Source organism: Alphaproteobacteria bacterium (assembly GCA_039980135.1).
In the GTDB taxonomy this organism is placed as follows: domain Bacteria; phylum Pseudomonadota; class Alphaproteobacteria; order UBA6615; family UBA6615; genus UBA8079.
In genome coordinates this window covers 610718-636195 of the sequence record JBDXCV010000003.1, presented here as the reverse complement: position 1 = coordinate 636195, position 25478 = coordinate 610718, and the positions used below count along the sequence as shown (strand labels likewise).

Below are 25478 nucleotides of genomic sequence, written 5' to 3'. Positions count from 1 at the left end.
CTCCGGCATTGATGATGCGGACCGCGCGGCCATATGTAGAAGTCGAACAGCAAGTCATCGGTTGAAGGTAAACCAGCATGAAAGATCAGCCCGAAACGGGCCCGGCCACACAGCGTGGCGGCGACGCGGCACCGATGATCGCGCTCGACGGTGCCGAACTTCATTTGGCGGGTGCGGGCGGCAACGTCAACATCCTGCGCGGAATCGATTTGTCGATCACCCCGGGCGAGACCGTCGGCGTGGTCGGCCCGTCGGGGTCGGGCAAATCCACCATGATGATGGTGATCGCCGGACTGGAGCGGCTGACGGGCGGCACCGTCGCGGTTGCCGGTCACGATCTGGCGGCACTCGACGAGGATGCGCTGGCACGTTTTCGTCGCGCCAATGTCGGCATCGTGTTCCAGGCATTCCATCTGATCCCCACCATGAGCGCATTGGAGAATGTCGCGGTGCCTCTCGAATTCGCGGGCAACGCTGACGCCTTCGCCGTGGCACGGGAGAGCCTCGAGACCGTGGGGCTCGGCCACCGCCTCGATCACTACCCCTCGCAATTATCCGGCGGAGAACAACAGCGGGTCGCCATTGCCCGCGCCTTCGCACCCGGGCCGGAACTGCTGCTGGCGGACGAACCCACCGGCAACCTCGACGGCGAGACCGGGGCGGCGATCATCGATACCCTGTTCGACCTGTCGGCCCGGCGCGGATCGACCCTGCTGCTGATCACCCACGATCCGGCCATCGCGGCGCGATGCAGCCGGGTTGTCCACCTGCGCGACGGGCAGATCTTTGATGCCCCGGAAGACGGCGCGGCGTGAGCGACACCCCCATCACCAGGGTCGCAACCAACGACGCCGGATGGCCATTGGCGGCAAAGCTGGCGCGCCGCGAGCTGCGCGGCAGCCTGCGCAGCTTTCGCATTTTTCTGGCCTGTCTGGCTCTCGGCGTGACCGCGATCGCCGCGGTCGGCTCGACCCGCGCCATGCTGGAAGAAAGCATCAGTTCCGACGCGCGGGAAATCCTCGGGGGCGACGTGCTCGTCGACATCGTGCACCGCCCCGCCACGGCTGCCGAACGCGACTCACTTGCCGCCGCCGGCGCCCTGGCCGGCAGCGCCGAGATGCGCGCCATGGCCCGCGCCGGCGCGCGAACGGCCGGCCGTTCCGGCGCGCAATCCCTGATCGAGCTGAAGACGGTCGAGGCGACCTATCCCCTGTATGGCACCCTGGAGACCGCGCCCGCACTGCCCCTGGCGGACATGCTCGGACGGCGCGACGGCCTGTGGGGCGCCGCGGTCGCGCCCGAACTGATCGAAAAGCTGGGCATCTCGCGGGGTGACAAAGTGCGGATCGGCGACGCCAGTTTCGAGGTGCGCGCGACAATCCTGCATGAGCCGGACCGCGTCGGCGGGTCGGGGCTCTTCTCCCTGGGTCCACGGGTGCTGATCGACGGCGACGCGCTGGACGAGACCGCGCTGGTCCAGCCCGGCAGCCTCATCCATTACAACTACCGGATTCGCCTGCCCGCCGAGACGACGCCGGCGGCGTTCATCACGGACATCAACGCCGAATTCCCGGATGCCGGCTGGCGCATCCGGACCCTCAACGAATCGTCGCCCCGGCTCAGCCGCCTGATCGGCCGGGTCACGCTGTTTCTGTCCTTCGTCGGGCTGACAGCGCTGCTGATCGGCGGGGTTGGCGTCGCCAACGCCGTCCGGGCCTGGCTCGACGGCAAGACCGAGACCATCGCAACGCTGAAATGCATCGGCGCACCCCGCACCCTGATCTTCCGCGTGTATCTCTTGCAGGTGATGGTCCTCGCACTGGGCGGAATCGCCATCGGGCTCGTGCTGGGGGCCGCGCTGCCGCTGCTGGCCGCCGACGCGCTTTCGAGCGTCGTCCCCATTCGGGTGGCCACGGGCCTGTACCCCGTCCCGCTCGCCATCGCCGCGCTGTTCGGCTTTCTGACGGCGCTGGTCTTTTCGGTCTGGTCGGTCGCGCGGGCCGGCGAAATTCCGCCCGCGGGGCTGTTTCGGGCGCTGGTCTCGCCGACCCGGGGGCGGCCACGTACGGCTTATATCCTTGCCACCGCGGCGCTGGCCGCAGCCCTCGCGGGGCTCGCCATCACGACCGCGTCGGATGCGGGCTTCGCCACATGGTTCGTTGTCGGCTCGGTCGGCGCCATGATCGCCTTCAGGCTGGCCGCCGTCGGGATCGCCGCCACCGCCGCACGGGTCAAGCGGGTCCGCCGACCTGCCGTACGCCTGGCGCTGGCGGGCCTGCACCGGCCGGGTGCGGCGACGGCGTCCGTCGTCCTGTCGCTCGGCCTGGGCCTGTCGATGCTGGTGACGGTCGCCACGATCGAGGGAAATCTGTCTCGCCAGATCTCCGAGGAGCTTCCGCAAGACGCGCCGGCGTTTTTCTTCGTCGACATCCAGCCCCAGCAGGTCACCCCGTTCGAGGCGCTGGTGGCCGATGTCGCGGGCGTGGAACGCAGCGAGCAGGTACCGATGCTGCGCGGCCGGATCACCGGCATCAACGGCGTTCCCGCCGCCGAGGCCAACATCGCGCCCGACGCGCGTTGGGTGCTGCGCGGCGATCGGGGGATCACCTGGGCCGCGACGGCGCCGGCACACAATTCTATCGTCAAGGGCGGATGGTGGCCGGCAGACTATCGCGGCGACATGCTGGTCAGCCTCGACGAGCGGGTCGCGAACGGACTGGAACTCGACATCGGCGACACCATCACCGTCAATGTGCTGGGCCGCGCTTTCACCGCCACCATCGCCAACACCCGGCAGATCGACTGGCAGCGCCTGGCCATCAATTTCGTCATGGTGTTCTCGCCGGGAATCCTCGAATCCGCGCCGCGCATGCATATCGCCATCGTCCATGCCGACGCCGCAGCCGAGGATCCGCTGGAGCGCGAAGTCACCGACGCGTTCGCGAATATCACCTCCATCCGGGTGCGCGCGGCGATCGAGACCGTGGCAACTCTGGTCGGAAATGTCGGCACGGCGATCCGTCTGACGGCCGTGATCACCCTGGTCTCGGGCGTGCTGGTTCTCGCCGGCGCCATCGCCGCGGGCCGCCGCCGGCGCATCTATGACAGCGTGGTCCTCAAGGTGCTCGGTGCCACGCGGCGCGATATCGTCACCGCCTATATCCTGGAATACGGACTGCTGGGCCTCGTGACCGCGATCATCGCCGCCATCGTCGGCAGCGTGACCGGCTGGGCCGTGGTGACCTGGCTGCTCGGGATTGCCTGGACGCCGGAACCGGCTGCCGTCATCGTCACCGCCGTGATCGGGACCCTGATCACCGTCGGCGCCGGTCTTGTCGGCACCTGGCGCGCGATGGGTCAGTCGGCGGCACCGTGGTTGCGGAACGAATAAGGCCTCGGAACGAATACGGTTACGAAATGAATAGGGTTGCGAAACGGGTAGGGTTACAAAGCGCGTAGCAACATCTCGACGAAGCAGGATCAGGCGTGAGCGGAGAACCGAACAAATCAAACCCGCCATCCGGCGCCCCCCCCGAGGCGCCGTTCCAATCGGGGCCGAAACCCACCTTGCACCCGCCCAAGGTGCACACGATGCGCATGGGCCATCTGCCGCTGACGATCCTCGTCACCATCGCCATATCCGGCCTGTTCGCATTGGCATTCGAACTCGGCTCCGCGCCGCCCGTCGCCGGCATCGGCCTCCTCGCGCTGCTGATCGTGTTTGCGGCGGTCACGCCCAATCCATCCGGCACACCCGCCACCACGGGCACCCGATTCACGGTGGCGCGGGTCGGCATGACCTGCCTGCTGGGCGGTCTCGCCATCGTCCCGACGGGAAACCCGCCCGACCCGCTGCTCTGGTCGGTCGCCCTGATGGGGGTCGCGGCCGCGGGTTTCGGGGCCGTCGACGGCTGGCTTGCCCGGATCACCTATTCCACGAGCGGCTTCAGCGAAAGGCTCGGCACGATGGCCGGCGCACTCCTGGTGCTGTCGCTGTCGCTCCTCGTCTGGCGCCTCGGGCTGGCCGGTGTCTGGGTCATTGCTGCCGGTGGACTCGGTTTCGCCGAGGCGGCGCTGCAGGCCGGACGCCATACCCCGCAACGCGATATCTGGCGGACCGGGGCCGATCTGGTTGTGCGGGTCGCGCTGGCCGCCGCGATCGTGCCCACGGCACCACCGCCGGCAGTGACGGCGCTGGCCGTCCTGGCGACGGCGATCGCTTTCGGCCTGATGGGCTACGCGCTGCTGGAACGACGCGGCGATGCATCCACGTAATCATTTTAAATCAATGGTTTAGAGAAAAGGTCATCACGTAAAATCCAACCCGGTACCGGTTGAATTGCGCCCGCGGACGCCCCATATTCCTCGCAGCTAACATTTTCGAATGACAGGAAACCCTTGGGAGGGTCACGAAACCATGGCTAATCAATTCGAGCGCGGGACGGTTGTTCAGGGCCGCGCCGCAGACACAGCGCAGATCGATGAGGGCCTCCGGTCCTACATGCTGCGGGTCTACAACTACATGACGACCGGCCTCGCGCTGACGGGCATCATCGCCTATCTGGTGGCGAATACCCCGGCTGTGCTCAACCTTTTCTACGCGGTCGGGCCGCAGGGCCAGGTCGCTTCAACGCCGCTGGCATGGATTGCCATGCTGTCGCCGCTGGCCTTCGTGTTGGTGCTGTCGTTCGGCATCCAACGCATGAAGGCTTCCACGGCACAGCTCCTCTTCTGGCTGTTCGCCGGCGTGATGGGGCTTTCGCTCAGCCACATCTTCCTGCAGTTCACCGGCGCCAGCATCGCGCGGGTCTTCTTCATCACCGCCGCGACCTTCGCCGCGATGAGCCTGTACGGCTACACGACAAAGCGTGACCTGACGGGCCTGGGCACATTCCTGTTCATGGGCCTGATCGGCATCATTATTGCGAGTATCGTGAACATATTCATCGCCTCGACCATGATGCAGTTCGTGATCTCGGTGATCGGCGTGATCGTGTTCGTCGGCCTGACCGCCTACGACACCCAGAAGATCAAGGAGATGTATGACGAGCTCGACGGCTCCGAGGTTGCCGGCAAGAAGGCGATCATGGGCGCGTTGCGGCTGTATCTCGATTTCATCAACCTGTTCATCATGCTGCTGCACCTGTTCGGCCAGCGCGACTAGAACGGCAGAACATAACGATAACAAAACGCCCGGGTTCCGCCCGGGCGTTTTCTTTTGCACCGAGGCGGGTCAGAATTCATTTATCAACCGGAAGGGGAAAATCATGGCCAGCCTGAAAGACAAGGTGATCGTTCTCACCGGCGCCAGCCGGGGCATCGGCGCCGCCACGGCGCGGGAACTCGCGACGGACGGACCCCATCTGGTCCTGTGCGCGCGCAGCGTAGAGGCCTGTAACGAAACCAGGGCTGCCGTCGAGGCGCTCGGCGCCAGCGCGGAGACCCACGGGTTCGAGGTCGCGGACTTCGACGCCGACAAAGCCTTCGTCGAAGGCGTACTGGCCGAACATGGCCGCATCGACGTGCTGATCAACAACGCCGGCACCGGTCTGATGGGATCGGTCGCGGACGTGCCGCCGGACGCCTTTCTCGACGTGCTCAAGATCAATGTGATGGGCCCGTACAACATGATCTCGGCCGCGCTGCCCTCCATGACCGAGCGCGACGACGGCGTCATCATCAACATCACCAGCGCCCGGGCCTTCATTCCGGACCGGTTCTACGCCGCCTATTGCGCGTCCAAGGCCGCATTGCTGTCGATGACCCAGTGCCTGCATTACGACCTGGAAGACAGCAAGGTGAAAATCTTCGCCCTGTCCCCCGGCTTCACCCAGACCGACATGGTCGATGACATCTATGCCAATCCGGTGTTTCGCGCGGCCGCGATGACACCCGACGATGGCCAGCCACCCGAGCGCCCTGCCAAGATTCTGGCGTGGCTCGCCCGCGAGGCCCCGGCGGATCTGGCGGGTGTCCATAACCAGGTGCAGTTCAACGACCTCACCCGGCGCGCCGGGATCGAGATTGTCTGACCCTCATCGGGGTAACATTGTGTTCACCCCGCGCGGCTTAAACTGTGACCCGGGGAGACCCCGAGTTTCCAGGCAGACATACAGCGCGCGATGACCGACCGTCTATCATTCAGAGAATTGCTCGACCATCACCCCGGCCAGTCCGCGCGCGAACTGGCGGGCAAAGCCTTGCGCCAGGCCCGCGAACTGATGGGCGCGGATGCGGGTGCGCTATATCTCCTGCGCCAGGAGAACGACACACAATTACTGGAATGCGCGGCCGCCCAGCCCGACCCCGCACCCTGCGGTGAGGCGATCCCTCTGACACATCGGTCGATCGTGACCCAGGTGGCACGAACCGGCGAAACCCTGAAATTGTCCGATGCGACGACCGAGGCCGCCGACGTGCCGTTCGACCCCATGATCGATGCCTGCCACGGCACCGACGCCGGCGCGCTGATTGCCTTTGCCCTGTCGAACCATGCGGGAGAGATCGTCGGCGTTGTCGTCCTGGCCAACGAGGCGCGCGCCGGGCGGCGATTCGCCGACGAACATCTCGGCCTGCTCGCGCGCTTCAACCGGCTGGTCGGGGCGGCGCTGGAGCGCGCCGACATCCTGGAACGGATCGGCAGCATCGACATCGACAAGCAGGAACGAAATGAGCGACTGCGCGACCAGGCAGAGGAACTGGCGCGGCTCGACGACGATGGAGACGAGTCGTTCAGAATGGCCGTCTCACTGCTTGCGCGCGCCGCAGAAATATATGACGAGGGGACCGGCAACCATGTGTTCCGGGTGAACGAGTACAGCCATTTTCTCGCCCGCACCCTCGGCAGGGAGGCCGACTATTGCCGGGAACTTCGCTACTCGGCGCAGCTTCACGATGTCGGAAAGATGGGCGTCGCCCCCGCGGTCCTGCGCAAGACCGGCGCGTTGACCGGCGCGGAACGGCGCGAAATGGACAACCACACGATCTACGGCCAGCGCATCCTCAGCCGATCACCGCGGCTGGGCATGGCCGCCGACATCGCGCTCAACCATCATGAAAAATGGGATGGCAGCGGCTACCCCGCCGGCAAGCGGGAGGACGAAATTCCGCTCGCCGCGCGGATCGTCCAGATGGCCGACATTTACGACGCGCTGCGCTCGGAACGCCCTTACAAGCCGGCTTTGGATCATGGGCGGGCGCGCGACATCATACTTCTGGGTGACGAACGCATCGATTCCAAAGGGCATTTCGACCCCTTACTCGTCGAAGCCTTCGCCGATACCCACCAGAAGTTCGACGACATCTGGCAGGCGTTTATCGGCAACAGGGCTGGTCTTTAGCGCCCCGCCGGTCAGCCATATACCGGATCGGTCGTCGACATGATCGTGCCGATACGCGGTTTGACGTCGCGCGGCTTGCGATAGATCGCCGAGCAACGCAGGACAGGCTCGCCATCGGCGATGACCGTGCCCTCGACGAAATTCATGGTGCGGGTCGTCTTCACCAGCCGCGCATCGCAAGTGACCCACTGGCCGGGATAGATCGGCGCCAGGAAATCGGCCTCCAGATGGATCGTCGGCGTCAGCCCGACCACGCCCATCTCGTACATGGCAGATTGCGCCATCGCCACATCGACGAAGCTGGTCATCCAGCCGCCATGTACGACGTCGCGCGGGTTGAGATGGCGGTGGTCGGCACGAAACCCGAACACGGCCCTGGCCTTGCCGAGCTTCACGAAAAGCGGGCCGTTGTTCGTGGTGAACGGGCTGGAGAATTGGAACGTCTCGAACCCACGCGGCACCCTGATCGCCTGCTCGAGGCGATACTCCAGATGATCCAGCCGGTCGGCGCCCCAGAAACTCTCGCCGTCCAGCACCATGAACGGCGCGCCGAACATGCCGTCCTTCAACGCGCGGCGATAGGCGTTGTCGAGATCCTTCTGCGCGCGCTTATCCTCGGCCGCCGCCCGAATTTCCTTCGCGCTCACCGCCACGCCGCGCGCCTTGCAGGCGCTGGTGAGTTGCTGGGCGGTACGAACCTCCTTGCCGGTGCCGAAATAGCGGTGATCGACGGCCCGCGCGAAGGCTCTCGCCAGGGTCGGGTCCTTGCGCTGCAGACGCCAGAACACCAGGCGATGCAATGTCGCGCCATAGGGCGGCACCTCCGGCGGAAAGCTGACCGGCAGGCCGTTCATCTCGCACAGGCGCGGGAAATCCTTCATGTTGTGGGCGAACTTTGCCGGCTGATCACGTGGCGACGTTGCCTCGTGATGGTTGAGGATCTGCGGCAGTGGCACACAATTCCATTCGACCTCGCGCCCCCAGCGCGCGCCGAGCGCATCGATCCGGTTCATCGCGACATAGGAATAGGCGGATACGAAATCGAAGTAGAACTTGATTGGTGCTGACATGCTGTCCCCTTGAGAAAAATACTCTTTGTGGCGCGCTACGCGCGCTCAGCGGCTGTCGGTTCGTGAATCGTGATCGGCAATATAATCGGATAGTTCCGTCGCTGTCGCGGTCAGCCGACCGGCCAACCGGGCGACACGCGCCGGATCGAATCCGGAAGCGGGGGCCGAAACAGAGAGCGCTGCGACCGCGCGCCCCAGTGTGTTCAGGACCGGTGCCGCGACACAGGCGAGCCCCGGGATCATCTCGCCTTCATCCACGGCATATCCCTGCAGCCGGATCACCTCCAGTTCGCGCACCAACGCATCGACAATCGTGATCGTGCGCGGCGTGTGGCCGACTGGCGGATGCTGGCGATAGAGATCGCGCACCTCGTCCGGAGCCAGCCAGGTGAGCATGGCTTTCCCCGCACCGGTTGCGTGGGCATCGAGACGCATGCCAACGGCGGTCGATACCGAATGTCCATCCGGCGGCACGACCTTGTCGCAATAGACGATCTGCGGGCCCTCGAGCGCCGCGAGTTGCACCGTCTCCTCCAGGTCCCGGGCGAGGCGGCGAATAAACGGCCGTGCATGATGAACGATGGTTTCGAGATGATTTCGCCGGCGTCCCAGCGCAAACGCCTTATGCCCGAGCGCATAGGTGGCGTCGGTTTCATTCTTGTAGATCCAGCCCATTCGGGTCAGCACCGCGAGCATCCGAAATACAGTCGCCCGATTGAGGCCGGTCTCGCGCGCGATGACGGCCAGAGGGACCGGGTTCTCGGCCGCATCCACACATTCGAGGATCGCAAAACTGCGTTCCGCCGACTGGTTCTGGTAGCGGGCTTCCGTCATATCAGCTGACGCGGTCAATCATCACGCGCGGCCTGCAGCAGGGGTTCGCGGCGCACCAACCACCAGCCATATTGCTCGGGCCAGGCCGCATAGTCCGGATCCGCACCCAGTTCATGCGCCACATGATGGGGCCAATTGGGGTTGTAGAGGACTTCGCGGCCGACGGCAACGAGGTCTGCCGCCCCGGAGGCCACAAGATCCTTGGCGACTGCCGCGTCGAGCACGAGCCCGACAACCATCGTCGATACACCCGCCTCGTCGCGTATCCGCGACCCATAGGGCCCGCGAAATCCCTGCCCCCGCGGCCCGAGCGCAGCTGTCGCCAGCCCGGCGATGCCTCCCGAGGAGCAATCCACCACGTCGACCCCGCGCGCCTTCAGTTCACCCGCCAGAGCGACGGAATCATCGAGCTGCCAGCCTTCCCCACTGCCATCCGCATCGACCGCAGAAATACGAACAAACAGGGGCTTGTCGTCGGGCCAGACCGCACGAACCCTCTCGGCGGTTTCCAGCGTGAACCGCATGCGCCCCGCCAGGTCACCGCCATAGGCATCGTTTCTATGGTTCGACAATGGCGAGAGGAATGAATGGGCGAGGTAACCATGCGCGGAATGGATCTCCAGTACCTCGAACCCGGCGGCCACTGCATGTCCGGCGGCGGTCGCGAAGCTCGCCTGTATATCCTCGATCTCGGGAAGCGACAGTTCCGTCGGCGTCAGCCAGCCGTCCTTGACGGGTTCGGCGCTGGCCGCGACGATATCCCAATTATCCTCGCCCCGCGCCCGATCGCCATCATTGAGCGGCCCGTTGCCGTGCCAGGGGCGCTGCATGCTCGCCTTGCGTCCGGCGTGGGCGATCTGGATTGCGGGCAGCGCGCCGTTCCGGCGCAGGAACGACGTTACCGGTTTCAGGGCAGCGGCGTGGTCGGTCGACCAGATGCCCAGATCGCCATGGGTGATCCGGCCGCGCGGTTCCACGGCGGCAGCTTCCGTAAATACGGCCGCCGCGCCGCCGAGCGCGAACTTGCCCAGATGCACGAGATGCCAGTCGCTCGCCATGCCGTCCTGCGCCGAATAGGTGCACATTGGCGAAATCACGATCCGGTTGCGAAACCGGGCGCCACGAATATCGAACGGCGAAAACAACGACGCGGATGATGGCTCGGTCGTGGACATGGAATACTCCTTGGAAAACCAACCGTGGCAGAGGCCCTAGTCTTCAGTTTTGCCGAGCGCCTTGAGCAGCTTCAACAGGGTTGCGTCCCGGTCCGCGGCCAATTCGCCGATCGAGCGGCCATGGGCCTCCGCATCGACCCCGTCGATGATCTTCTGTTTCACATCATCGGTGAGTTTGGGGTCGCCCAGTGCGGCCCAGCGGCGTTCCTGGCTCGGCCCGAGATTCTCGAGATAGCGCCGGATGCCCCCGTCTCCGCCGCCGAGATGATAGGTCATGTGTGGCCCCATAAAGGCCCAGCGCAGGCCGGGACCGCCGGTGATCGCCTTGTCGATATCCTCGACCGAGGCATAGCCCTCCGCCACCAGATAGACCGCCTCGCGATAGAGCGCAGCCTGCAGCCGGTTGACCAGATGACCCGGAATTTCCGCACGCAGCCGGATCGGCGTCTTGCCGACCGCGTCATAGAATTCCATCGCCCGGTCGACGGCCCAGGTCTCGGTCTGCTTGCCGCCGCCGACCTCGACCACAGGCATCAGATGGGGCGGGTTGAACGGATGCCCGAGCACGATGCGGCCGGGATGGGCCGCCAGATGCTGATACTCCGACACAGGCAAGGCCGTGGAACTCGACGAAATCACGACGTCTTCAGGAATGTCCCGGTCGATTTCGGCCATCAAGCGCGCCTTGATCTCCGAGTCTTCCGGGCCGCTTTCCTGGACGAATTGCACCCCGTCCAGCGCCTCGGTGATCCGGTCATGGCAGGAAAGGTTGTCCAGCGACGCGCCGTCGGCGAGGCCCAACTCGGTCATCAGCGGCCAGGCCCGCACCACAAACGACGTCACATTCTCGGCATAGCCGTCGAGCGGGTCCCAGCATCGGACTTTCAGCCCCTGCGCCAGAAAATACGCCGCCCATGAAGAACCGATGGTACCGGCGCCGACAATCCCGACGGTGGAAATATTTGATCGTTCCATGTCTCTCTCCGGCATTTACGGCTTGATATTTGTCGACGCCGACAGCGCGCCCGCGGTGGGGCAGTTTTGCGCCGCCTGCTACAATGATGCAATGCCGCGCCGTCGAGCGCCATACAGCAGGGGAAACAGCATGACCACCTACGTCACAGCCGCGTTGACCATCACCGACCCGTCCTGGATCGAGGCCTATGGACCACCCGTCCATGCGTTGGTCGCCAAGCATGGCGGACGCTACCTCGCCCAGACTCCCGATGTCCGGAAAATGGAGGGCGACGGCGACGCCCCAAACGTCGTTGTCCTCCTCGAGTTCCCCGACCAGGCCTCAGTCGAGGCCCTGTACGCGGATCCTGAGTACAAACCCTGGCTGGCGTCGCGCAATGACGGTTCGACCGGTCCGGTGCTGATGTTCGACGCGCTCTAGGGCGCGCCCCGCGCCATCAACTGCCGACAGGCGTTCCGGCGATCCCGCTACGCAGGTCCTTGCATGTGAAGAAGTGGCAGTCCTCGTCCGGCGAGATCGTGACCGAGTGCACGGTGTTCGCCGGAATATAGATCAGCTGACCGGGGCCGACATCGGACTCCTGACCGTCGACCGTGGCATGCAAATGCCCCTGCAGCAGGTAGATCCACTGTTCGTTCGGGTGCATGTGCGGCGCGGAGGTCTGACCGGCGGGCAGGGTCATGACCCCGACCTGGGTCAGCTCTCCCTCGACCACAGGTCCGAAGGTCTCGGCGTATCCCGGCCCGGCATCGAGCCCCTGCAACTTGTCGACGTCGAACACATACGCGCCATTGCCGGCCTTGTAGGCGCCCTCCGTCTTGGTTTCGGCATTTGCCATCACTGATCCTCCCTTGCTGTTCCGTTCCGGCGAAGCGGCACTCATCGCGCCGCCCGTATTCTTCCGTGTGCCCACAATAGCGACGGTGCGAGGCCGGAGCCACTCCCGGCCGGGGCGAAACCGTGGGCGGCAACATGTTCGATAAGGAACGCGGATCACGCCAAAAATCGATTGACTTTGCATCGATGAAACAACGGAACAATCAGCGTTTTTCGATCAAAGACAGGATCATGTTTATCCAATGCCGCTTGGCGATCGGGCCCTCCGGAATCTAGCCTCCGCTTCGAACATGCCCCGAGTTTGGGCCCCGTAGATCGACCCGGAGGTCTCCATGAATATTCTCGCACTGACCTCTCAAAAAGGCGGTTCCGGCAAGACCACGCTCGCCGGACATCTCGCCGTCGCGGCCCAGGCCGCCGGTGCGGGCCCCGTCGCGGTGATCGACACCGATCCGCAGGGCAGCCTGACCGACTGGTGGAACGAGCGGCAGGCCTCGACACCGGCGTTCCTGCGCGCCTCGGTCGCAACGCTGAACACGGATCTGGCGCGGGCGCGCGACCTGGGTTTCAATCAGGTGATCGTCGACACGCCGCCGGCCATCACCGACATGATCGAGCAGGTCATCGCGCTGTCCGATCTCATCGTTATCCCGACCCGTCCCAGCCCCCATGACCTGCGCGCCGCCGGCACGACCATCGCCATGGTGGAATCCGCCGCCAAGCCGCTCGTCTTCGTCATCAATGCCGCCAACCCACGCGCGCGCATCACTGGCGAGGCGGCGGTGGTTCTGTCTCAGCATGGCACGGTCGCCCCGGTCACGATCCATCAACGAACCGATTTCGCGGCCAGCATGATCGACGGGCGGACCGTGATGGAGCTGCCCCGTGCGGGAAAGTCCGCGGAAGAGATTTCGGACCTTTGGGGCTATCTCGACGGCCGCCTGACCCAACGCAGCCGCCCGACAATAATCTCCGACGGATTCACCCGCCTGGCGCCTGGCCGCGCAAACGGCGAAACGCGCTGGAACGGCGCGTCATGAGCGACCCACTCCTGGTGCGGAAAGGTGCTGCGGTCCCCGCCGCGACTCATCCCGGCGACGCGGCACGATTTCACGCGCGCCGGACGATCCTGCTTCCTGCGATCAACCTGCACATGACAGTGCCGCAATCGGCGGCGAACATCGCGCGGAGCCGGTTACAGCCGCCACGCGCCGCCCGTCTGACCGGGCCGGCCGCAACCGAGAAGCGGAAATTCACGTTCCGGATAGACACGACCCGCCACAGCGCATTCTGCCGTGCGGCCGAGGCGCGGAACGTCAGCCGGCAGCGATTGCTCACAGAAGCACTCGACGCCCTGCTCGCCCGAACGGGTCATACGCCCGCCCAAGCGCCGCCCCAAAGCGCCGGGCAGCCGAACGGCACACACCATGCGTGTGCCGGTGCGCCGCCGGTATACGCCGATTCCGCGACCCGGCGGCCGCTTCTTTGAAACCCGCGCAGACGTCCGGACATGAGAGCGCAACTGCTGGCGATGGGGAGCAGATAATGACCGAGCATGATCAGACAGCGCGCGCCGATGGCGCGAAAACCGACCCCCGGGCACCCGCCGCGTCGCTGACCCGGGTGTCTATCCGGCATGCCGCCCGCCGCACCATGCCAGCCGTCCACGTCGAGACCGCACATGCCAAGAGCGCACATGCCGAGACCGCGTGTGCCGAGATAGCGCAAACCGACCCGACGACGATTCCCGACAAGGCCGACACCTCCACCGTCATCGAACTATGCGCCGACACTACCCCGTCCGCGCCACGCCGGGCCTTTCCCTCTGCGCAAACTCAAACTCTCGAAACGACGGGGGCCGCCGCACGCCGGCATGCCCATGTGGCGCCGTCGGCCATGATCGATCTCTGGGAACATCTGGCAGCCGACCGCCTGCGCCCGAACATGTCCGATGTCGACCCGGTCACGATCGCCGGACAATGGCCCAACAGTCTTCTTTTACGGGTGACCGAGGGCGGCCGCCGCCCCGGGCTGGAGGTCGCACATATGTTCGCGCCGACCGCCGGCGGCCCCACATCCGCGATCCCCATCGATGCCATGACCGTCGACTGGATCGTCGGCCTGGGACGCGAAGTGGTGATCACCGGTGGGCCGGTCCACGAAACCGACGCGGTACCCACGGGCGCCGGCCCGATCAATTGCGGCGTGATCGCGCTTCCCTTCGGTGCCGAGACGGGCGTCGACCATGTGCTTTGTCATTTGTATCGCGTCGACGACCGGGTGGTTGAAGGCGAGATCGACGCAGAACACAGCCTGCCGCCGCGCGACCGCACCGGGATCAAACGGCTTTTCGGACGATAAGCGCATTCGCCCGTGCTATGACGCGGGTATGAACCGCGCTGCACTCCTCCTGATCGCGAGCCTGACCGGGCTCGGCGCCCTGTACACGATCTATCTGTCCGTGACCGGCGATGACGGCCTCACCATCTGGCGCTCGGCCCGTGCCACGGTCGCCGTACTGGTGATCGGCACCTCGGTAGTCACCTGGCGACAACTCATCCGGCCGACCCATGACCAGGCCCGCCTCCTGAAACGTGCAGCACTGGTCGCGCTGGTCATCGGGGTCGTGGGACTGGCCGCAAACGCGTTCGTCGGCGGCCGCACCAACGCACCCGACGGCCCGGTCTTCGTCCTGTCGCTGTTGTTGATATTGCAGGCCTTCGTGACCATCGGCCACGCGTCGCGGCCATCCTGACCCAACGCGATGTCGGTCAGCGACGCGGGTTCGCGTATCAACGGAAACCTCCGCGGCATCTTCTGGATGGCGACGACCGGCGTCCTGTTCGTGGCGGTCACCGGGATCGTGCGCCATCTGGGCACGGACATGAGCGCGGTTCAGGCCGCATTCATCCGCTACGTGTTCGGCTTGCTGCTGCTGGCGCCGGTGTTCTTCAAGGTCGGGTATTTCATCCGCGACCGAAACACCATGGGACTGTATGCGGTGCGCGGCCTCATCCATGGGATCGGCGTAATGCTCTGGTTCTTCGCGATGGCGAAGATACCCATCGCCGAGGTCACCGCGCTCGGGTTCACCGCCCCGATCTTCACCACGCTCGGCGCGGCACTGTTTCTCGGCGAGAAACTCCACCTGTACCGGGTCGGCGCTGTGTTGATCGGTTTCGGCGGTGCGATTGTCGTGCTGCAGCCGGGTTTCCAGGAAATCAGCATCGGGTCGGTCGCGCAGCTGGTGGCCGCGCCCCTGTTTGCCTGCTCGTTCCTGATCGCCAAGCGCCTGACCCGCACGGAATCAAGCCCGGCCATCGTCGCCTATCTGTCGATCTTCGTGACCCTGACCCTACTGCCGCCCGCGATGATTGTCTGGCGGACCCCCACGCTGGTCGAACTGGGCTGGTTGTTCGCGACGGCCGTCTGCGCCACAGCGGGCCATGTAACCCTGACCCAGGCGTTTCGCTCGGCTGACATCACGGTCACCCAGCCAATCCAGTTCCTGCAACTGGTCTGGGCGACATTACTGGGCCTGACGTTGTTTGGCGAACAGCCGGAAATCTGGACCTGGGTCGGCGGCGGCATCATCGTCGCCAGCGCCACCTATATCGCGCACCGCGAAAGCCGCGCACGGCGCCGCAGGACCGCCTAGCGGAATACGACCGACGCCGCGGCCAAAACCAGCATCGCCGCCGCGCCGAGCCCGACCACGGTCAGAACCGCCGCAAGCATCAGCCGGCCCGAAGCGGGCCGCTCTTCGCTTTTTGTCTGCTCATCCATAAATCGGTTCCCTCGGGAGCGAAAAATCACAGATAACGCCGAAATGCGGTTCGGCCACGCGTGCGCGCATTGTATGCTAGTGACACGTTTGGATCGACTTGTGAGGTCCCTTTGGGTTTCGTTTTCAATATGGGGTTCTTCGCGGCGGCGTTCGTGCCGAGCTTCCTGGTCAGCCGGATCATCTTCCGGCTCACCAAAAAATGGGAGGGCAAGCTCTCCCGGCTCGTTGCCACGAATATCGCCTCGGCCATCATCTGCATCGCCGTTTTCCTGGCCGCGGGCGTCTGGTTCGCGGGCGGTTTCGAGTTCCCCTGGCTGTTCGGCATGTTGAACTACGCCGCGGCGCAGGCGATCTGGCTGGCCGTGGACATTTACTCCGACTGGATCAACGACCGCATCGAGAGTCGGGGTCAGAAGGCCTAGCCGCGCAGACACGGGAGCACATGATGGGAACGGACGGGACGGGCGCCGGCAATGCCGACATCGATATTGGCGCCTTCTGGCAAGCGGTCGGCCAGCGCGCGGTGGCGGCGACCATCGTCACGGCGCGCGGCAGCGCCGGCCCTGCGGGCTTCCTCGGCCTGTCGGCCACCCATGTCTGCGCCGACCCGCCGACCATGCTGGTGTCGATCGATGCCCGCACGTCGGCGCTCGGCGCGATCCGGGACTCGAGCCATTTCGCCATCAACTATCTGCCGCGCGGCACCGAGGACGTGGTCGACCTTTTCTCGGGCAAGAGCGACATCAAGGGTCCCGACCGGTTCGACGCCCATAGCTGGTCCTCGCTCGCGACCGGCGCACCGGTCTACAAGTGCGCCGTCGGTGTCATGGATTGCCGGCTCGAGGAAACGCTCGAACGCCACGGCACCATTCTGGCGATTGGCCGGGTTGTCGCCGTCGGTGGTGATCCCGATGCCGCACCGCTGGTGTATTTCCGCGGCGGGTATCTGGATTAGCAATCAAGGTGATTTCGTTACCCGGATGCTTTGAAGGGCGTTTCGTCAGAACGCGCCTCAGCATGAAGCTAAAAGGAAATGCTCTCACCCTGAGGAGCCCGCGAAGCGGGCGTCACGAAGGGTCGCCGAGATGCGCGGATCGAGTCCGCGCATGACGATAAAATTTTCTTGAATGCGGGCGGGTTTGAAACCCGCCCCTACAGATAGTCTCGAATGCATATATCGGCGGGTTTCACCGGAATGCGCCAGAGACATGTAGGGGTGGGTCTGTGTCCCGCCCGTCCGGCAGACCTACTGCGCGGCCTCGTTGGTCGCCGCGAAGAACCGGTTCTCCGGGCGCGGCAGGCCCATATTCTCGCGCAGGGTCTTGCCTGCATACTCGGTTCGCAGCAAGCCACGCCGCTGCAGCTCGGGCGCCACACGGTCCACGAACAGGTCGAGACCCTCGGGCAGGAACGGGAACATAATGGTGAAACCGTCGCTGGCCCCGGTCTCGATCCATTCTTCCATGTCGTCGGCGATGGTTTCGGCCGTGCCGACCAGTGCAAGCCCCGAATAACCGCCCATGCGTTGGGCCAACTGGCGCACCGTGAGATTCTCCGCCTCGGCCAACCGGATCGCCCGCTCGCGCCCGCTCTTGGAGGCGTTGGTCTCGGGGATATCCGGCAAGGGCCCGTCGAGATCGAATTTGGAGGCGTCATGCCCGAGCGAAATCGAGAGCGACGCAATCGCGCTGTCCAGATGCACCATCGAATCGAGTACCGCACGCTTCTCGCGGGCCTCCTCGACGCTGTCGCCGACCACCACAAGGCAGGCGGGCAGAATCTTCAGATGGTCCGGGTTGCGGCCGAGCTTCGTCATCCGGCCCTTCACATCGGCGTAGAACTCGCGTCCGTCCTCGATCGTCCGCTGGGCCGCGAAGATCGCCTCGGCGGTCTCGGCGGCGAGCTGGCGCCCGGCCTCCGATCCCCCCGCCTGCACGATGAGCGGCCAGCCCTGGACCGGCCGCGCGACATGCAACGGGCCATGCACCGAGAAGAACGCGCCTTTGTGATCGAGGGTGTGGAGTTTGTCCGGATCGAAGTAGACGCCTGACTCCACGTCGCGAATGAAGGCGTCATCGGCCCAGCTGTCCCACAGGCCGGTGACCACATCGTAGAACTCGCGCGCACGGGCATAGCGCTCGCCATGGTCGAGATGCTCCTCGAGGCCGAAATTCTTCGCCGCGTCGGGGTTCGATGTGGTGACGATGTTCCAGCCTGCACGCCCGCCGCTGATATGGTCGAGCGAGGCAAACCGGCGCGCCAGATGGAAGGGTTCGTCGAACGACGTCGAGCCGGTCGCGATCAGGCCGAGATTCTCGGTGGCCATCGACAGGGCCGACAGCAGGGTGAAGGGTTCGAACGAGGTCGCCGTCGAGCTGCGCTTCAGCGCATCCATCGGCATGTTGAGCATCGCCAGATGGTCGGCCATGAAGAAGGCATCGAACTTCGCCTCCTCCAGACGTTGGGCATATTTCACGATCGCCGGGAAGTTGAAGTTGGCGTCGGGGGTGCCGCCCGGATAGCGCCACGCGCCGGTGTGAATACTGATCGGACGCATGAACGCCGCGAGATGCATTCGGCCGTTGTCGGTCATGGCTGCCTCATTTGTCGCCGGTCGGTGGCGGTTGCTTGGACGAGATACAAAATAGGCCTCCCGGCCAACAGGTCAAAACGCCATTACAGCGCACCGAAGGCCGGCGGCGGCACGCGGCGGTTCGAGGCCGCCTCATAGGCCGACGCGACCTTCAGGGAAACATCCTCCATGCCGGGTTCGGCCCGGAAGGTCAGCGAAAAGGGCAGGCCGGGTTCCGGCAGCTCGGTCGCGACATCGGAATGGTGGCTCTCGTAGCGCGTACCATCCTCGGAGAGTTTGAACACCGGATCATAGACGGTCGTGACGAAACCGGCCGGGATCAGGATTTCGGTCAGGCCGGCGTTCGGCCCGTACAGCGATTCCAGCGCCAGATTGTTCGGCCCGCCCGCCGGCTGATGCGCGCCACCGATGACGGCAGGTGCCCAGGGCGTGTGCAGCCGGACGAGACAATCGAGCTTGTTCTCGAGGATCACCATCATGTCGATGCGCCGCAACAGCTCGCGGAGCATGATCCGCTCGTCAATGCCCTGACGTTGCCCCAGCTTGTTGCGCGGATCCGCCGTTTCTTCCCAGTTCGCGAACCCGGCCCGGTGATCCTCGCCCCAGAATTTCGAGCGCGCGTTCAGATCCGACCACGTCGCGAGCGTCTCCTCGAAGCCCATCGCCGCCCAGTCCGTGCTACGCCGCATCAGATACTGCGCGATGTGGAACTGGAAGGTGTGGGCCAGCGCCTGGGGCTGGATATTGCGGATGTCGAAATCCGCCGGCGGTTCGATCCGGCCCTCCGACAGGCCGACGAAATACTCCATCGGCGTCAATTCACCGGACCCGAACATCTTGCCCGGGGCGAACTCGGTCGGTTCGATCGCCGCGGCGAATTCGGGATAGAGTGGTGTGCCGTCGGGCTTCAGATAGAACATCAGATTGGGCATGAAGATGCCCACCATGCGGCATAGCGCGGTCCGGAAATCGACCGTCATCTGCTCGCAGTCGGGGTCGGGTTCCCAACGCGAATGCCGGGATTCGACCAGGGTCGCGCTCAGTGTATCGGCCAGCACCGCCTTGATTTCGGTGGCCGCCGCGGTGGTGATGGGCCCTTCGGTTTTCGAACCCGGCGTCGCGATCATCGATTCCCGGACAATCCCGATACGCATGCCGGTGAGCACGCCGGGCGCGCCGTCGGCGATGTGTTTCGCGTAGCCGTCGAGCACGCCGGAACGCGGCACCGCAGTCCAGGGATCGCGGGGATCATAGTAGCCGTCCTCGGGGTCCTTCAGCGCATCGAGCACCTTGGCCGAATCGGCGACCCGCCGGCACAGGATGCCCGTGCGATCGCACTGGATATCGGCGCCGATCGCGTTGCCGTGGAATGAAATGAGCGCCTTGTGCGGCAGGATCAACGCAACCGAGTTGTGATTGGCCGGCCCGCGGGTCGAGGCGCGCGTTTCCTCGCCGAGGCTCGCCATCACCAGGTTTGCCGACACCGAAACACCCGAACCCGACGAAGAGCCCAGCGAGGCGGCGCGGGTCGTATCATAGGGATTGGCGGGGTTGCCGGCCCAGGTCGAGCGTTGGTACCCAACCGTCGATGGCAGGACCTTTTCGCGTTTGTGCGTGCCCCCGGGGTCACCCGCCCGGCCGTTATATTCCGTCAGCACCGCCTTGGCGAAGATGATCGCGCCCTTGTTGCGCAGCTGTGCCACCAGCGTGTGGTCGCGGGCGGGAAAGTCGATGTCATAGGCGGCGTCGGCACCGCCGGTCGAGCGCATGTCCTTGGTGTCGAACGGATCCTTGAACGAGAAGACCACGCCATACATGGGCATCGCCTCGAGATCGGGGTCGTTGCCATATTCCGCATCGAGTTCGGCGGCGCGCTCCAGCGCATCGGGCATCTGGCGGAATATCTCGCAGACCGGCGGCGCACCCGCGGGCAACGGGCCTTCGGACGGATGCCGGTCGAAATCGCCCTTGCAGGTCACGGACCGTTCGCCGCGGATGTTCAGGGTCTGCAGGGCGTTGAGCTGTCCGCCCTCAGGAACCCCCCGGAGCATGCCGAACTGCTGTTGCACGTCGGGGTCCGACGCCGTTGCTTCCATCCGGCCGTACTCCAGCGGCGGGCCGGCATATTTGTCGAGGTCGGGCAGAACATCGGACGCCGCGACGGTCTCGGTCGGGAATGTCAGGGCCGCACCGGCGCGCACGGTCCCGGTCGCCTCGGGAACCGGCTGGCCGTCTTCGGTGACGAGCATGCCGGCGACGCCGTTATAGGCCTTCGCCCTGTCGATATATTGTTGCACCACCTCGACCAGGGTCGTGGCACCGTCCCGTATGGCGGCGTGCAAATCATCGATCGTCGCTTCGACCACGTCGAAGGATGTGTCGGGATTCCCCGGTTTCGTGGCCATGAACGTCCCCCATCAATCTGGTCCGATAGTGGAATGGATGGGGGCAAAAATCCAGCGGCCAGGGCGCGCGAGATGGCCAATGCCCATCCGGCGATCACAAAATGGGGACCGGCGATAAAATCCATCCCTTGTGACCGAGATTTCCGTACAGTTGTGCCTGCATGGACAAGGATTCCGACGCAGACGGGTCGCCGGGAGCGTCCCGTTGGTCTAGTCTTGTACAACCATAACGTCGGGAGGCGCGCGAACGCGTGAACCATCCCGCAACACGTCAAACGTTTTCCATACGTCGCACTACCCCGGGAGGAATCGCGATGAAATACCTTAAGAACATGAAACTGGCCCTCGCCGCCGGCACGATCGCCGGCTCGATGGTCGCCGCGAGCGCCCCGTCGGTCGCGGACACGATCAATATCCGCATCGCGTCCGGCCATCCGCCGACCGTCGTGTATGCGGGCCTGATGAAGAATTTCTTCCAGCCCGAACTGAAGAAGGCCATCGAGGCCAAGACCGATCACACGGTCAACTTCATCGAGGGTTACAGCGGCTCGATCGTCAAGGTGTTCGACACCTTCGAAGGCGTCCAGAACGGCGTCGTCGACATCGGCGGCTTCTGCTACTGCTTCGAGGCCTCCAAGCTGCCGATGCACGCGTTCCAGATCATGCTGCCCTTCGGCACCATGGATCCGGTCCAGAGTGTCGCCGCAGCCGCGGAAATCTATGAGAAGTATCCGAGCCTGGCCGAGCGGTTCCAGGGTTTCGATCAGACCCTCATCGCCATCATCGGCGACGGCGGTTACAACCTCGGCACCAACTTCCCCTGGAAGAAGCTCGAAGATCTCAAGGGTCACAAGATCCTGGGTGCGGGCCTCAACCTGAACTGGATGGAACAGGCCGGTATCGGCATCATTCCGGTGACCGACGGTCTCCCGGGCTGGTACCAGAAGATCAAGACGGGCGTTGCCGAGGGCGGCATCATGTTCCCCAGCGCCTGGGGTCCCGTGTTCAAGCTCCATGAGGTCGGCCAGTACTACACGACCATCGGCTTCGGCTCGATCACCTGGCATGGCCTGACGGTCAACAACCGGTTCTGGGATCGTCTCCCGGCCGACGCCAAGCCGATCGTCCAGGAAGTGGCAGGCCGTTTCCAGGCCCTGACCGGCACCGGCAACAAGGCCGGTTACGAGAAGGACATGAAGTGGCTGCGTGAGAACATCACCGTCACCGACCTGCCGGCCGAAGTACGTCAGGGCTGGGCCGAAGGTCTGGCTCACTGGCCGCAGAAGCATGCCGACGAGCTCGAAGGCAAGGGCTTCCCGGCCAAGGCCATTCTCAATGACTATCTGGCCGCTGCCGAAAAGCAGGGCTACGAATGGCCCGTGCGCTACACCATCAAGTAGCGCATGGGTTGATCGGCCCGTGCCGATCTGACTGAATAGCCGGCTGGGGCCCTGTGACGGGGATTCCAGCCGGTCGTTCATTGGGGCCGGAATTGCCCGGTGACCCCTGACACCTTCCGAACGTCGATGCGCCACGCGGCATCTGAGGGAAGACAAAATGAACCTGATTACGCTGAGCGACCGCATCTCCAAATTTCTGATGGTGCTGGCCGCAATCTGGGCCTTTGGCCTCACCTTCATGATTCTCGCGGATGTCATCGGACGCGGCGCTTTCGCCGCCCCGATCAACGGGACCACGGAACTCGTCACGGCCTCGATCGTGATCATCGTGTTCCTGCAGGCGGGCTATGCCATCCGCAGCCGCTCCATGCTGCGCGCCGACTTCCTCGTCGTCCATCTCTCGCCGGGTGTCCAGCGCGCACTCGCCGCAATCGGCTATCTGCTGGGCGCCGCCTTCTTCCTGATGATCATCACCGGCGGCTGGGAGGAGAGCATCTCCTCCTTCGTCGAAGGTGAATATGAAGGCGAAGGCGCGCTGCGCGTGCCGTCCTGGCCCGCGCGCTGGACCGTGATCGGCGGCAGCGCCCTGGCGATGATCAACTATCTCGTCATGGCCTATGCCGACCTTTTCAAACCCGAGTTGCTGGATTCCGAAGTGGATCCGGATGCGACGCCGCAGCACTAGCCCCGCCGCGCGACGAATAAGGAACCACCGACGTGTTCGAAGCCAATACCGCAATCCTGCTGATCGTGTGCCTGATCACCCTGGTGGCCATCGGCGTGCACATCGCCATCGCCCTGGGCATGACCAGCGCGCTCGGCATTTTCCTGGTGACGGGGGCCGACAGCTACGCCTTCAACACCGTCCAGCGCATGCTCGCCGCGACCGCCTATGAGGCGATCCGCGAGTTCGTGTTCGCCGTGATACCCCTGTTCCTGCTGATGGGTGAATTCATCAGCAAATCGGGTACCGTCACGGATGTCTATCGCGGGCTGAACCGCATGCTGCGCCACCTGCCCGGCCGGCTCGGCATCGCCACGGTCCTGGGCAACGCGCTGTTCTCCTTCGTGACGGGGGTCAGCATCGCGTCCGCCGCCACCTTCTCGCGCATCGCCTATCCGGAGATGAAGCGCTTCGGATATCACCCGGGCTTCGCGCTCGGCACCGTGGCCGGGTCGAGCTGCCTGGGCATGCTCATCCCGCCGAGCGTTCTCATGATCGTCTGGGGCATCCTGACCGAGCAATCGATCGGTCAGCTCTTCGCGGGCGGGATCCTGCCCGGCCTGATGCTGACATCCATGTTCATCATGTATGTCTTCGCCATGGCGCTATTGAAGCCCAGCGTTGTCGGTGTCGGCGTCGTTCAGAACCCGGCAGCCGCCGTTGCGGAACCGGGCGAAGAAACGCCCGACGTTTCGACGACCCAGTTCTTTATCAGCCTGTTCGGCATCGTCGCCGTAATCGTCGCCGTTTTGGGCGGCATCTGGTTCGGCATCTTTTCGCCGACCGAGGGCGCGGGCGCGGGTGCGTTCATCGGTCTGATATTGGCGCTCATCAAGGGCATGAAATTCCGGGACTTCATCGACGCGGTCCTGTCGGTGGGCAAGACGTCGGCGCCGATCCTGTTGCTGCTGGTCGCCGCCTCGCTCTATTCGCGCACGCTTGCGATGACCGGCATGGCGAACGCCATCGAGAGCCTGTTCATCGGCTCGGGCATGGAGCCCTGGATGATCATCGCCGTGATGGTGCTGATCTGGTTCGCGCTGGGGATGATCATCGATTCGATCTCGATCATGCTCCTGACCGCGGCAATCTTCTCGCCGATCGCCATCCAGCTGGGTTATGATCCGATCGCATTTGCCATCATCGCGATCATCGCCATCGAGGCCGGGCTGCTGACGCCGCCCTTTGGCCTATTGGTCTACACGGTCAAATCGGCGATCCAGGATATCGATCCCAATATGAACGTGATGACCATCTTCAAGAGCTCGATCCCCTACTGGATCATCATGCTCACCGCCATGGCGCTGCTCGTCCGCTTCCCGGAGATCGCGACATTATTGCCCAACGCGTTATTCCCGTAGCATTGACGCGACACTAGATTAAGAATGCCAAAAGCCGTCGGGTCCGCCCGGCGGCTTTTTCATCACCTGGGGAAGAGAACATGGAAACCGCACCGGCAAACTTTGCGATGCATCAGGGCACAACCGAACGCAAATGGGGCTTCGTCGAATCCGTCGAAGGCTATGCCCGGCACGGCATCCCCGCTCTCACCGTGCGCCGCTCCCTGGTAGAGGAATACGGCATCACGAATGCGGCCCGGCTCATTTCCGATGCCGGCATGAAGGTGCTCGGCGTGTCGCGCTGCGCCTCACTCACCGAAGACGACCCGGCCCGGATCGCGGCGAACCATGAGGAAAACATCCGCGCCATCGCGCTGGCAGCCGAACTGCAGGCCACCAACCTGGCGATGATCTCCAGCGGCCTTCCCGAAGGCTCAACTGATCTGGCGGGCGCCCGCGCCCGCGCCCGCGACGCGGTCGCGAAACTTCTGCCCGAAGCACGCGCGGCAGGTGTCAGCCTGGCGCTGGAGGCGATCCACCCCATGCGCGTGGCCAGCGGCTGCGTCTGGAGCACATTGGCCCAGGCCAACGCGGTCTGCGAAGAATTGGGTGACGGGACGGGCCTGATCGTCGATGCCTATCATGTCTGGTGGGACCCGAACCTGACGGCGTCGATTGAAGCTGCGCGGGGCCGCATCGTGTCGTTCCAGATCAGCGACTGGCTGCGCGACACCACCGCCGCGGACGGCTCGGACCGGGGCATGCCCGGCGACGGGGTGATCCCCCTGCGTGTGTTGGGCGATCAGGTCCGCGCGGCGGGTTTCGACGGCTTCGACGAGCTGGAACTCTTCTCGGAGCGCAATTGGTGGCAGCGCGACCCCGACGAGGTGATCGAGGTCGCCATCGCGCGACACCGGGAGATTTTCGGGGACGTGCCCTAGCGCACCGCAAACGAGAAAGCCGCTGGTCATTCGGCAATTCTCTCGTGGTTCAAAAC

26 protein-coding genes are annotated in these 25478 nt (G+C 64.6%); 18 read left to right on the top strand and 8 right to left on the bottom strand.

Annotation, left to right across the window (positions count from 1 at the left end; all coding sequences use genetic code 11):
• The first annotated feature begins 134 nt into the window (after positions 1–134).
• The 6 genes from ABJ363_04935 (at position 135) to ABJ363_04910 (ending at position 7340) form a co-directional block, all read left to right on the top strand.
• Positions 135–815: an ABC transporter ATP-binding protein gene (locus ABJ363_04935; GenBank protein MEP4378326.1), complete on the top strand. Its 681-nt coding sequence runs from the start codon at positions 135–137 to the stop codon at positions 813–815.
• Positions 812–3391 (top strand): FtsX-like permease family protein, encoded by a 2580-nt coding sequence (locus tag ABJ363_04930; GenBank protein ID MEP4378325.1) that lies wholly within the window; start codon positions 812–814, stop codon positions 3389–3391. The genes ABJ363_04935 and ABJ363_04930 overlap by 4 nt, the downstream gene beginning before the upstream one ends.
• 95 nt (positions 3392–3486) lie before the next feature.
• Positions 3487–4275, top strand: coding sequence for a hypothetical protein (locus tag ABJ363_04925; GenBank protein ID MEP4378324.1), 789 nt, complete (start codon positions 3487–3489; stop codon positions 4273–4275).
• Positions 4276–4417: 142 nt separating this feature from the next.
• Entirely contained in the window at positions 4418–5164 is a 747-nt protein-coding gene (locus tag ABJ363_04920; protein ID MEP4378323.1) for a Bax inhibitor-1/YccA family protein, read from the top strand.
• Between the two features lie 103 nt (positions 5165–5267).
• On the top strand, positions 5268–6032 hold the full coding sequence (locus ABJ363_04915) for an SDR family oxidoreductase (GenBank protein MEP4378322.1): 765 nt from the start codon (positions 5268–5270) through the stop codon (positions 6030–6032).
• Positions 6033–6122: 90 nt separating this feature from the next.
• Positions 6123–7340 carry an HD domain-containing phosphohydrolase gene (locus ABJ363_04910; GenBank protein MEP4378321.1) on the top strand — a complete coding sequence of 406 codons (1218 nt, stop codon included), beginning with the start codon at positions 6123–6125 and terminating at the stop codon, positions 7338–7340.
• Positions 7341–7351: 11 nt separating this feature from the next.
• Here ABJ363_04910 and ABJ363_04905 read toward each other — a convergent pair whose 3' ends face one another.
• Genes ABJ363_04905 through ABJ363_04890 form a run of 4 tightly spaced genes read right to left on the bottom strand, consistent with a single transcriptional unit; the run spans position 7352 to position 11394 of the window.
• Positions 7352–8410: a DsbA family protein gene (locus tag ABJ363_04905; GenBank protein MEP4378320.1), complete on the bottom strand. Its 1059-nt coding sequence runs from the start codon at positions 8408–8410 to the stop codon at positions 7352–7354.
• Positions 8411–8455: 45 nt separating this feature from the next.
• Positions 8456–9244, bottom strand: coding sequence for an IclR family transcriptional regulator (locus ABJ363_04900; GenBank protein ID MEP4378319.1), 789 nt, complete (start codon positions 9242–9244; stop codon positions 8456–8458).
• A 14-nt stretch (positions 9245–9258) separates the two neighbouring features.
• Positions 9259–10419: an NADH:flavin oxidoreductase/NADH oxidase gene (locus ABJ363_04895; protein MEP4378318.1), complete on the bottom strand. Its 1161-nt coding sequence runs from the start codon at positions 10417–10419 to the stop codon at positions 9259–9261.
• A 36-nt stretch (positions 10420–10455) separates the two neighbouring features.
• The gene (locus ABJ363_04890; protein MEP4378317.1) at positions 10456–11394 is read right to left on the bottom strand and encodes a 3-hydroxyacyl-CoA dehydrogenase NAD-binding domain-containing protein; all 939 of its coding nucleotides are present in this window, start codon (positions 11392–11394) and stop codon (positions 10456–10458) included.
• A 130-nt stretch (positions 11395–11524) separates the two neighbouring features.
• Here ABJ363_04890 and ABJ363_04885 point away from each other — a divergent pair, with 130 nt between their 5' ends.
• Positions 11525–11815, top strand: a complete 291-nt coding sequence (locus tag ABJ363_04885; GenBank protein MEP4378316.1) for a DUF1330 domain-containing protein — start codon at positions 11525–11527, stop codon at positions 11813–11815.
• 16 nt (positions 11816–11831) lie between these two features.
• On the opposite strand, the gene ABJ363_04880 is transcribed toward ABJ363_04885, so the two are convergent.
• A complete protein-coding gene (locus ABJ363_04880) occupies positions 11832–12233 on the bottom strand; it encodes a cupin domain-containing protein (GenBank protein ID MEP4378315.1) in 402 nt (133 codons plus the stop codon).
• A gap of 331 nt (positions 12234–12564) precedes the next feature.
• Between ABJ363_04880 and ABJ363_04875 the strand changes: the two genes are divergently transcribed.
• From ABJ363_04875 to ABJ363_04855, 5 genes are read left to right on the top strand one after another with little or no spacing between them, the layout of a single operon-like run.
• Positions 12565–13272, top strand: coding sequence for an AAA family ATPase (locus ABJ363_04875; GenBank protein MEP4378314.1), 708 nt, complete (start codon positions 12565–12567; stop codon positions 13270–13272).
• Complete coding sequence (locus ABJ363_04870) at positions 13269–13721, top strand: hypothetical protein (protein MEP4378313.1); 453 nt, start codon at positions 13269–13271, stop codon at positions 13719–13721. The genes ABJ363_04875 and ABJ363_04870 overlap by 4 nt, the downstream gene beginning before the upstream one ends.
• A 56-nt stretch (positions 13722–13777) precedes the next feature.
• Positions 13778–14593, top strand: coding sequence for a hypothetical protein (locus ABJ363_04865; protein ID MEP4378312.1), 816 nt, complete (start codon positions 13778–13780; stop codon positions 14591–14593).
• A gap of 28 nt (positions 14594–14621) precedes the next feature.
• Positions 14622–14987 (top strand): hypothetical protein, encoded by a 366-nt coding sequence (locus tag ABJ363_04860; protein ID MEP4378311.1) that lies wholly within the window; start codon positions 14622–14624, stop codon positions 14985–14987.
• A gap of 9 nt (positions 14988–14996) precedes the next feature.
• Entirely contained in the window at positions 14997–15890 is an 894-nt protein-coding gene (locus ABJ363_04855; protein ID MEP4378310.1) for a DMT family transporter, read from the top strand.
• On the opposite strand, the gene ABJ363_04850 is transcribed toward ABJ363_04855, so the two are convergent.
• The gene (locus tag ABJ363_04850; GenBank protein MEP4378309.1) at positions 15887–16018 is read right to left on the bottom strand and encodes a hypothetical protein; all 132 of its coding nucleotides are present in this window, start codon (positions 16016–16018) and stop codon (positions 15887–15889) included. The genes ABJ363_04855 and ABJ363_04850 overlap by 4 nt on opposite strands.
• Before the next feature lie 111 nt (positions 16019–16129).
• Between ABJ363_04850 and ABJ363_04845 the strand changes: the two genes are divergently transcribed.
• Positions 16130–16441, top strand: coding sequence for a hypothetical protein (locus ABJ363_04845; protein MEP4378308.1), 312 nt, complete (start codon positions 16130–16132; stop codon positions 16439–16441).
• Between the two features lie 23 nt (positions 16442–16464).
• Positions 16465–16974, top strand: a complete 510-nt coding sequence (locus ABJ363_04840; protein ID MEP4378307.1) for a flavin reductase family protein — start codon at positions 16465–16467, stop codon at positions 16972–16974.
• Positions 16975–17265: 291 nt separating this feature from the next.
• Here the strand turns inward: ABJ363_04840 and ABJ363_04835 are convergent, their stop codons facing one another.
• Together ABJ363_04835 and ABJ363_04830 are read right to left on the bottom strand one after the other, a co-directional pair.
• On the bottom strand, positions 17266–18612 hold the full coding sequence (locus ABJ363_04835) for an LLM class flavin-dependent oxidoreductase (GenBank protein MEP4378306.1): 1347 nt from the start codon (positions 18610–18612) through the stop codon (positions 17266–17268).
• Positions 18613–18695: 83 nt separating this feature from the next.
• Positions 18696–21017: an amidase family protein gene (locus tag ABJ363_04830; protein ID MEP4378305.1), complete on the bottom strand. Its 2322-nt coding sequence runs from the start codon at positions 21015–21017 to the stop codon at positions 18696–18698.
• A gap of 314 nt (positions 21018–21331) precedes the next feature.
• Between ABJ363_04830 and ABJ363_04825 the strand changes: the two genes are divergently transcribed.
• From ABJ363_04825 to ABJ363_04810, 4 genes are all read left to right on the top strand, one after another.
• Positions 21332–22417, top strand: a complete 1086-nt coding sequence (locus ABJ363_04825) for a hypothetical protein (GenBank protein MEP4378304.1) — start codon at positions 21332–21334, stop codon at positions 22415–22417.
• 157 nt (positions 22418–22574) lie between these two features.
• Positions 22575–23102 (top strand): TRAP transporter small permease, encoded by a 528-nt coding sequence (locus ABJ363_04820; protein MEP4378303.1) that lies wholly within the window; start codon positions 22575–22577, stop codon positions 23100–23102.
• Between the two features lie 32 nt (positions 23103–23134).
• Positions 23135–24502 carry a TRAP transporter large permease gene (locus tag ABJ363_04815; protein MEP4378302.1) on the top strand — a complete coding sequence of 456 codons (1368 nt, stop codon included), beginning with the start codon at positions 23135–23137 and terminating at the stop codon, positions 24500–24502.
• Positions 24503–24582: 80 nt separating this feature from the next.
• Positions 24583–25422, top strand: coding sequence for a sugar phosphate isomerase/epimerase (locus ABJ363_04810; GenBank protein ID MEP4378301.1), 840 nt, complete (start codon positions 24583–24585; stop codon positions 25420–25422).
• The last annotated feature ends 56 nt before the right edge of the window (positions 25423–25478 follow it).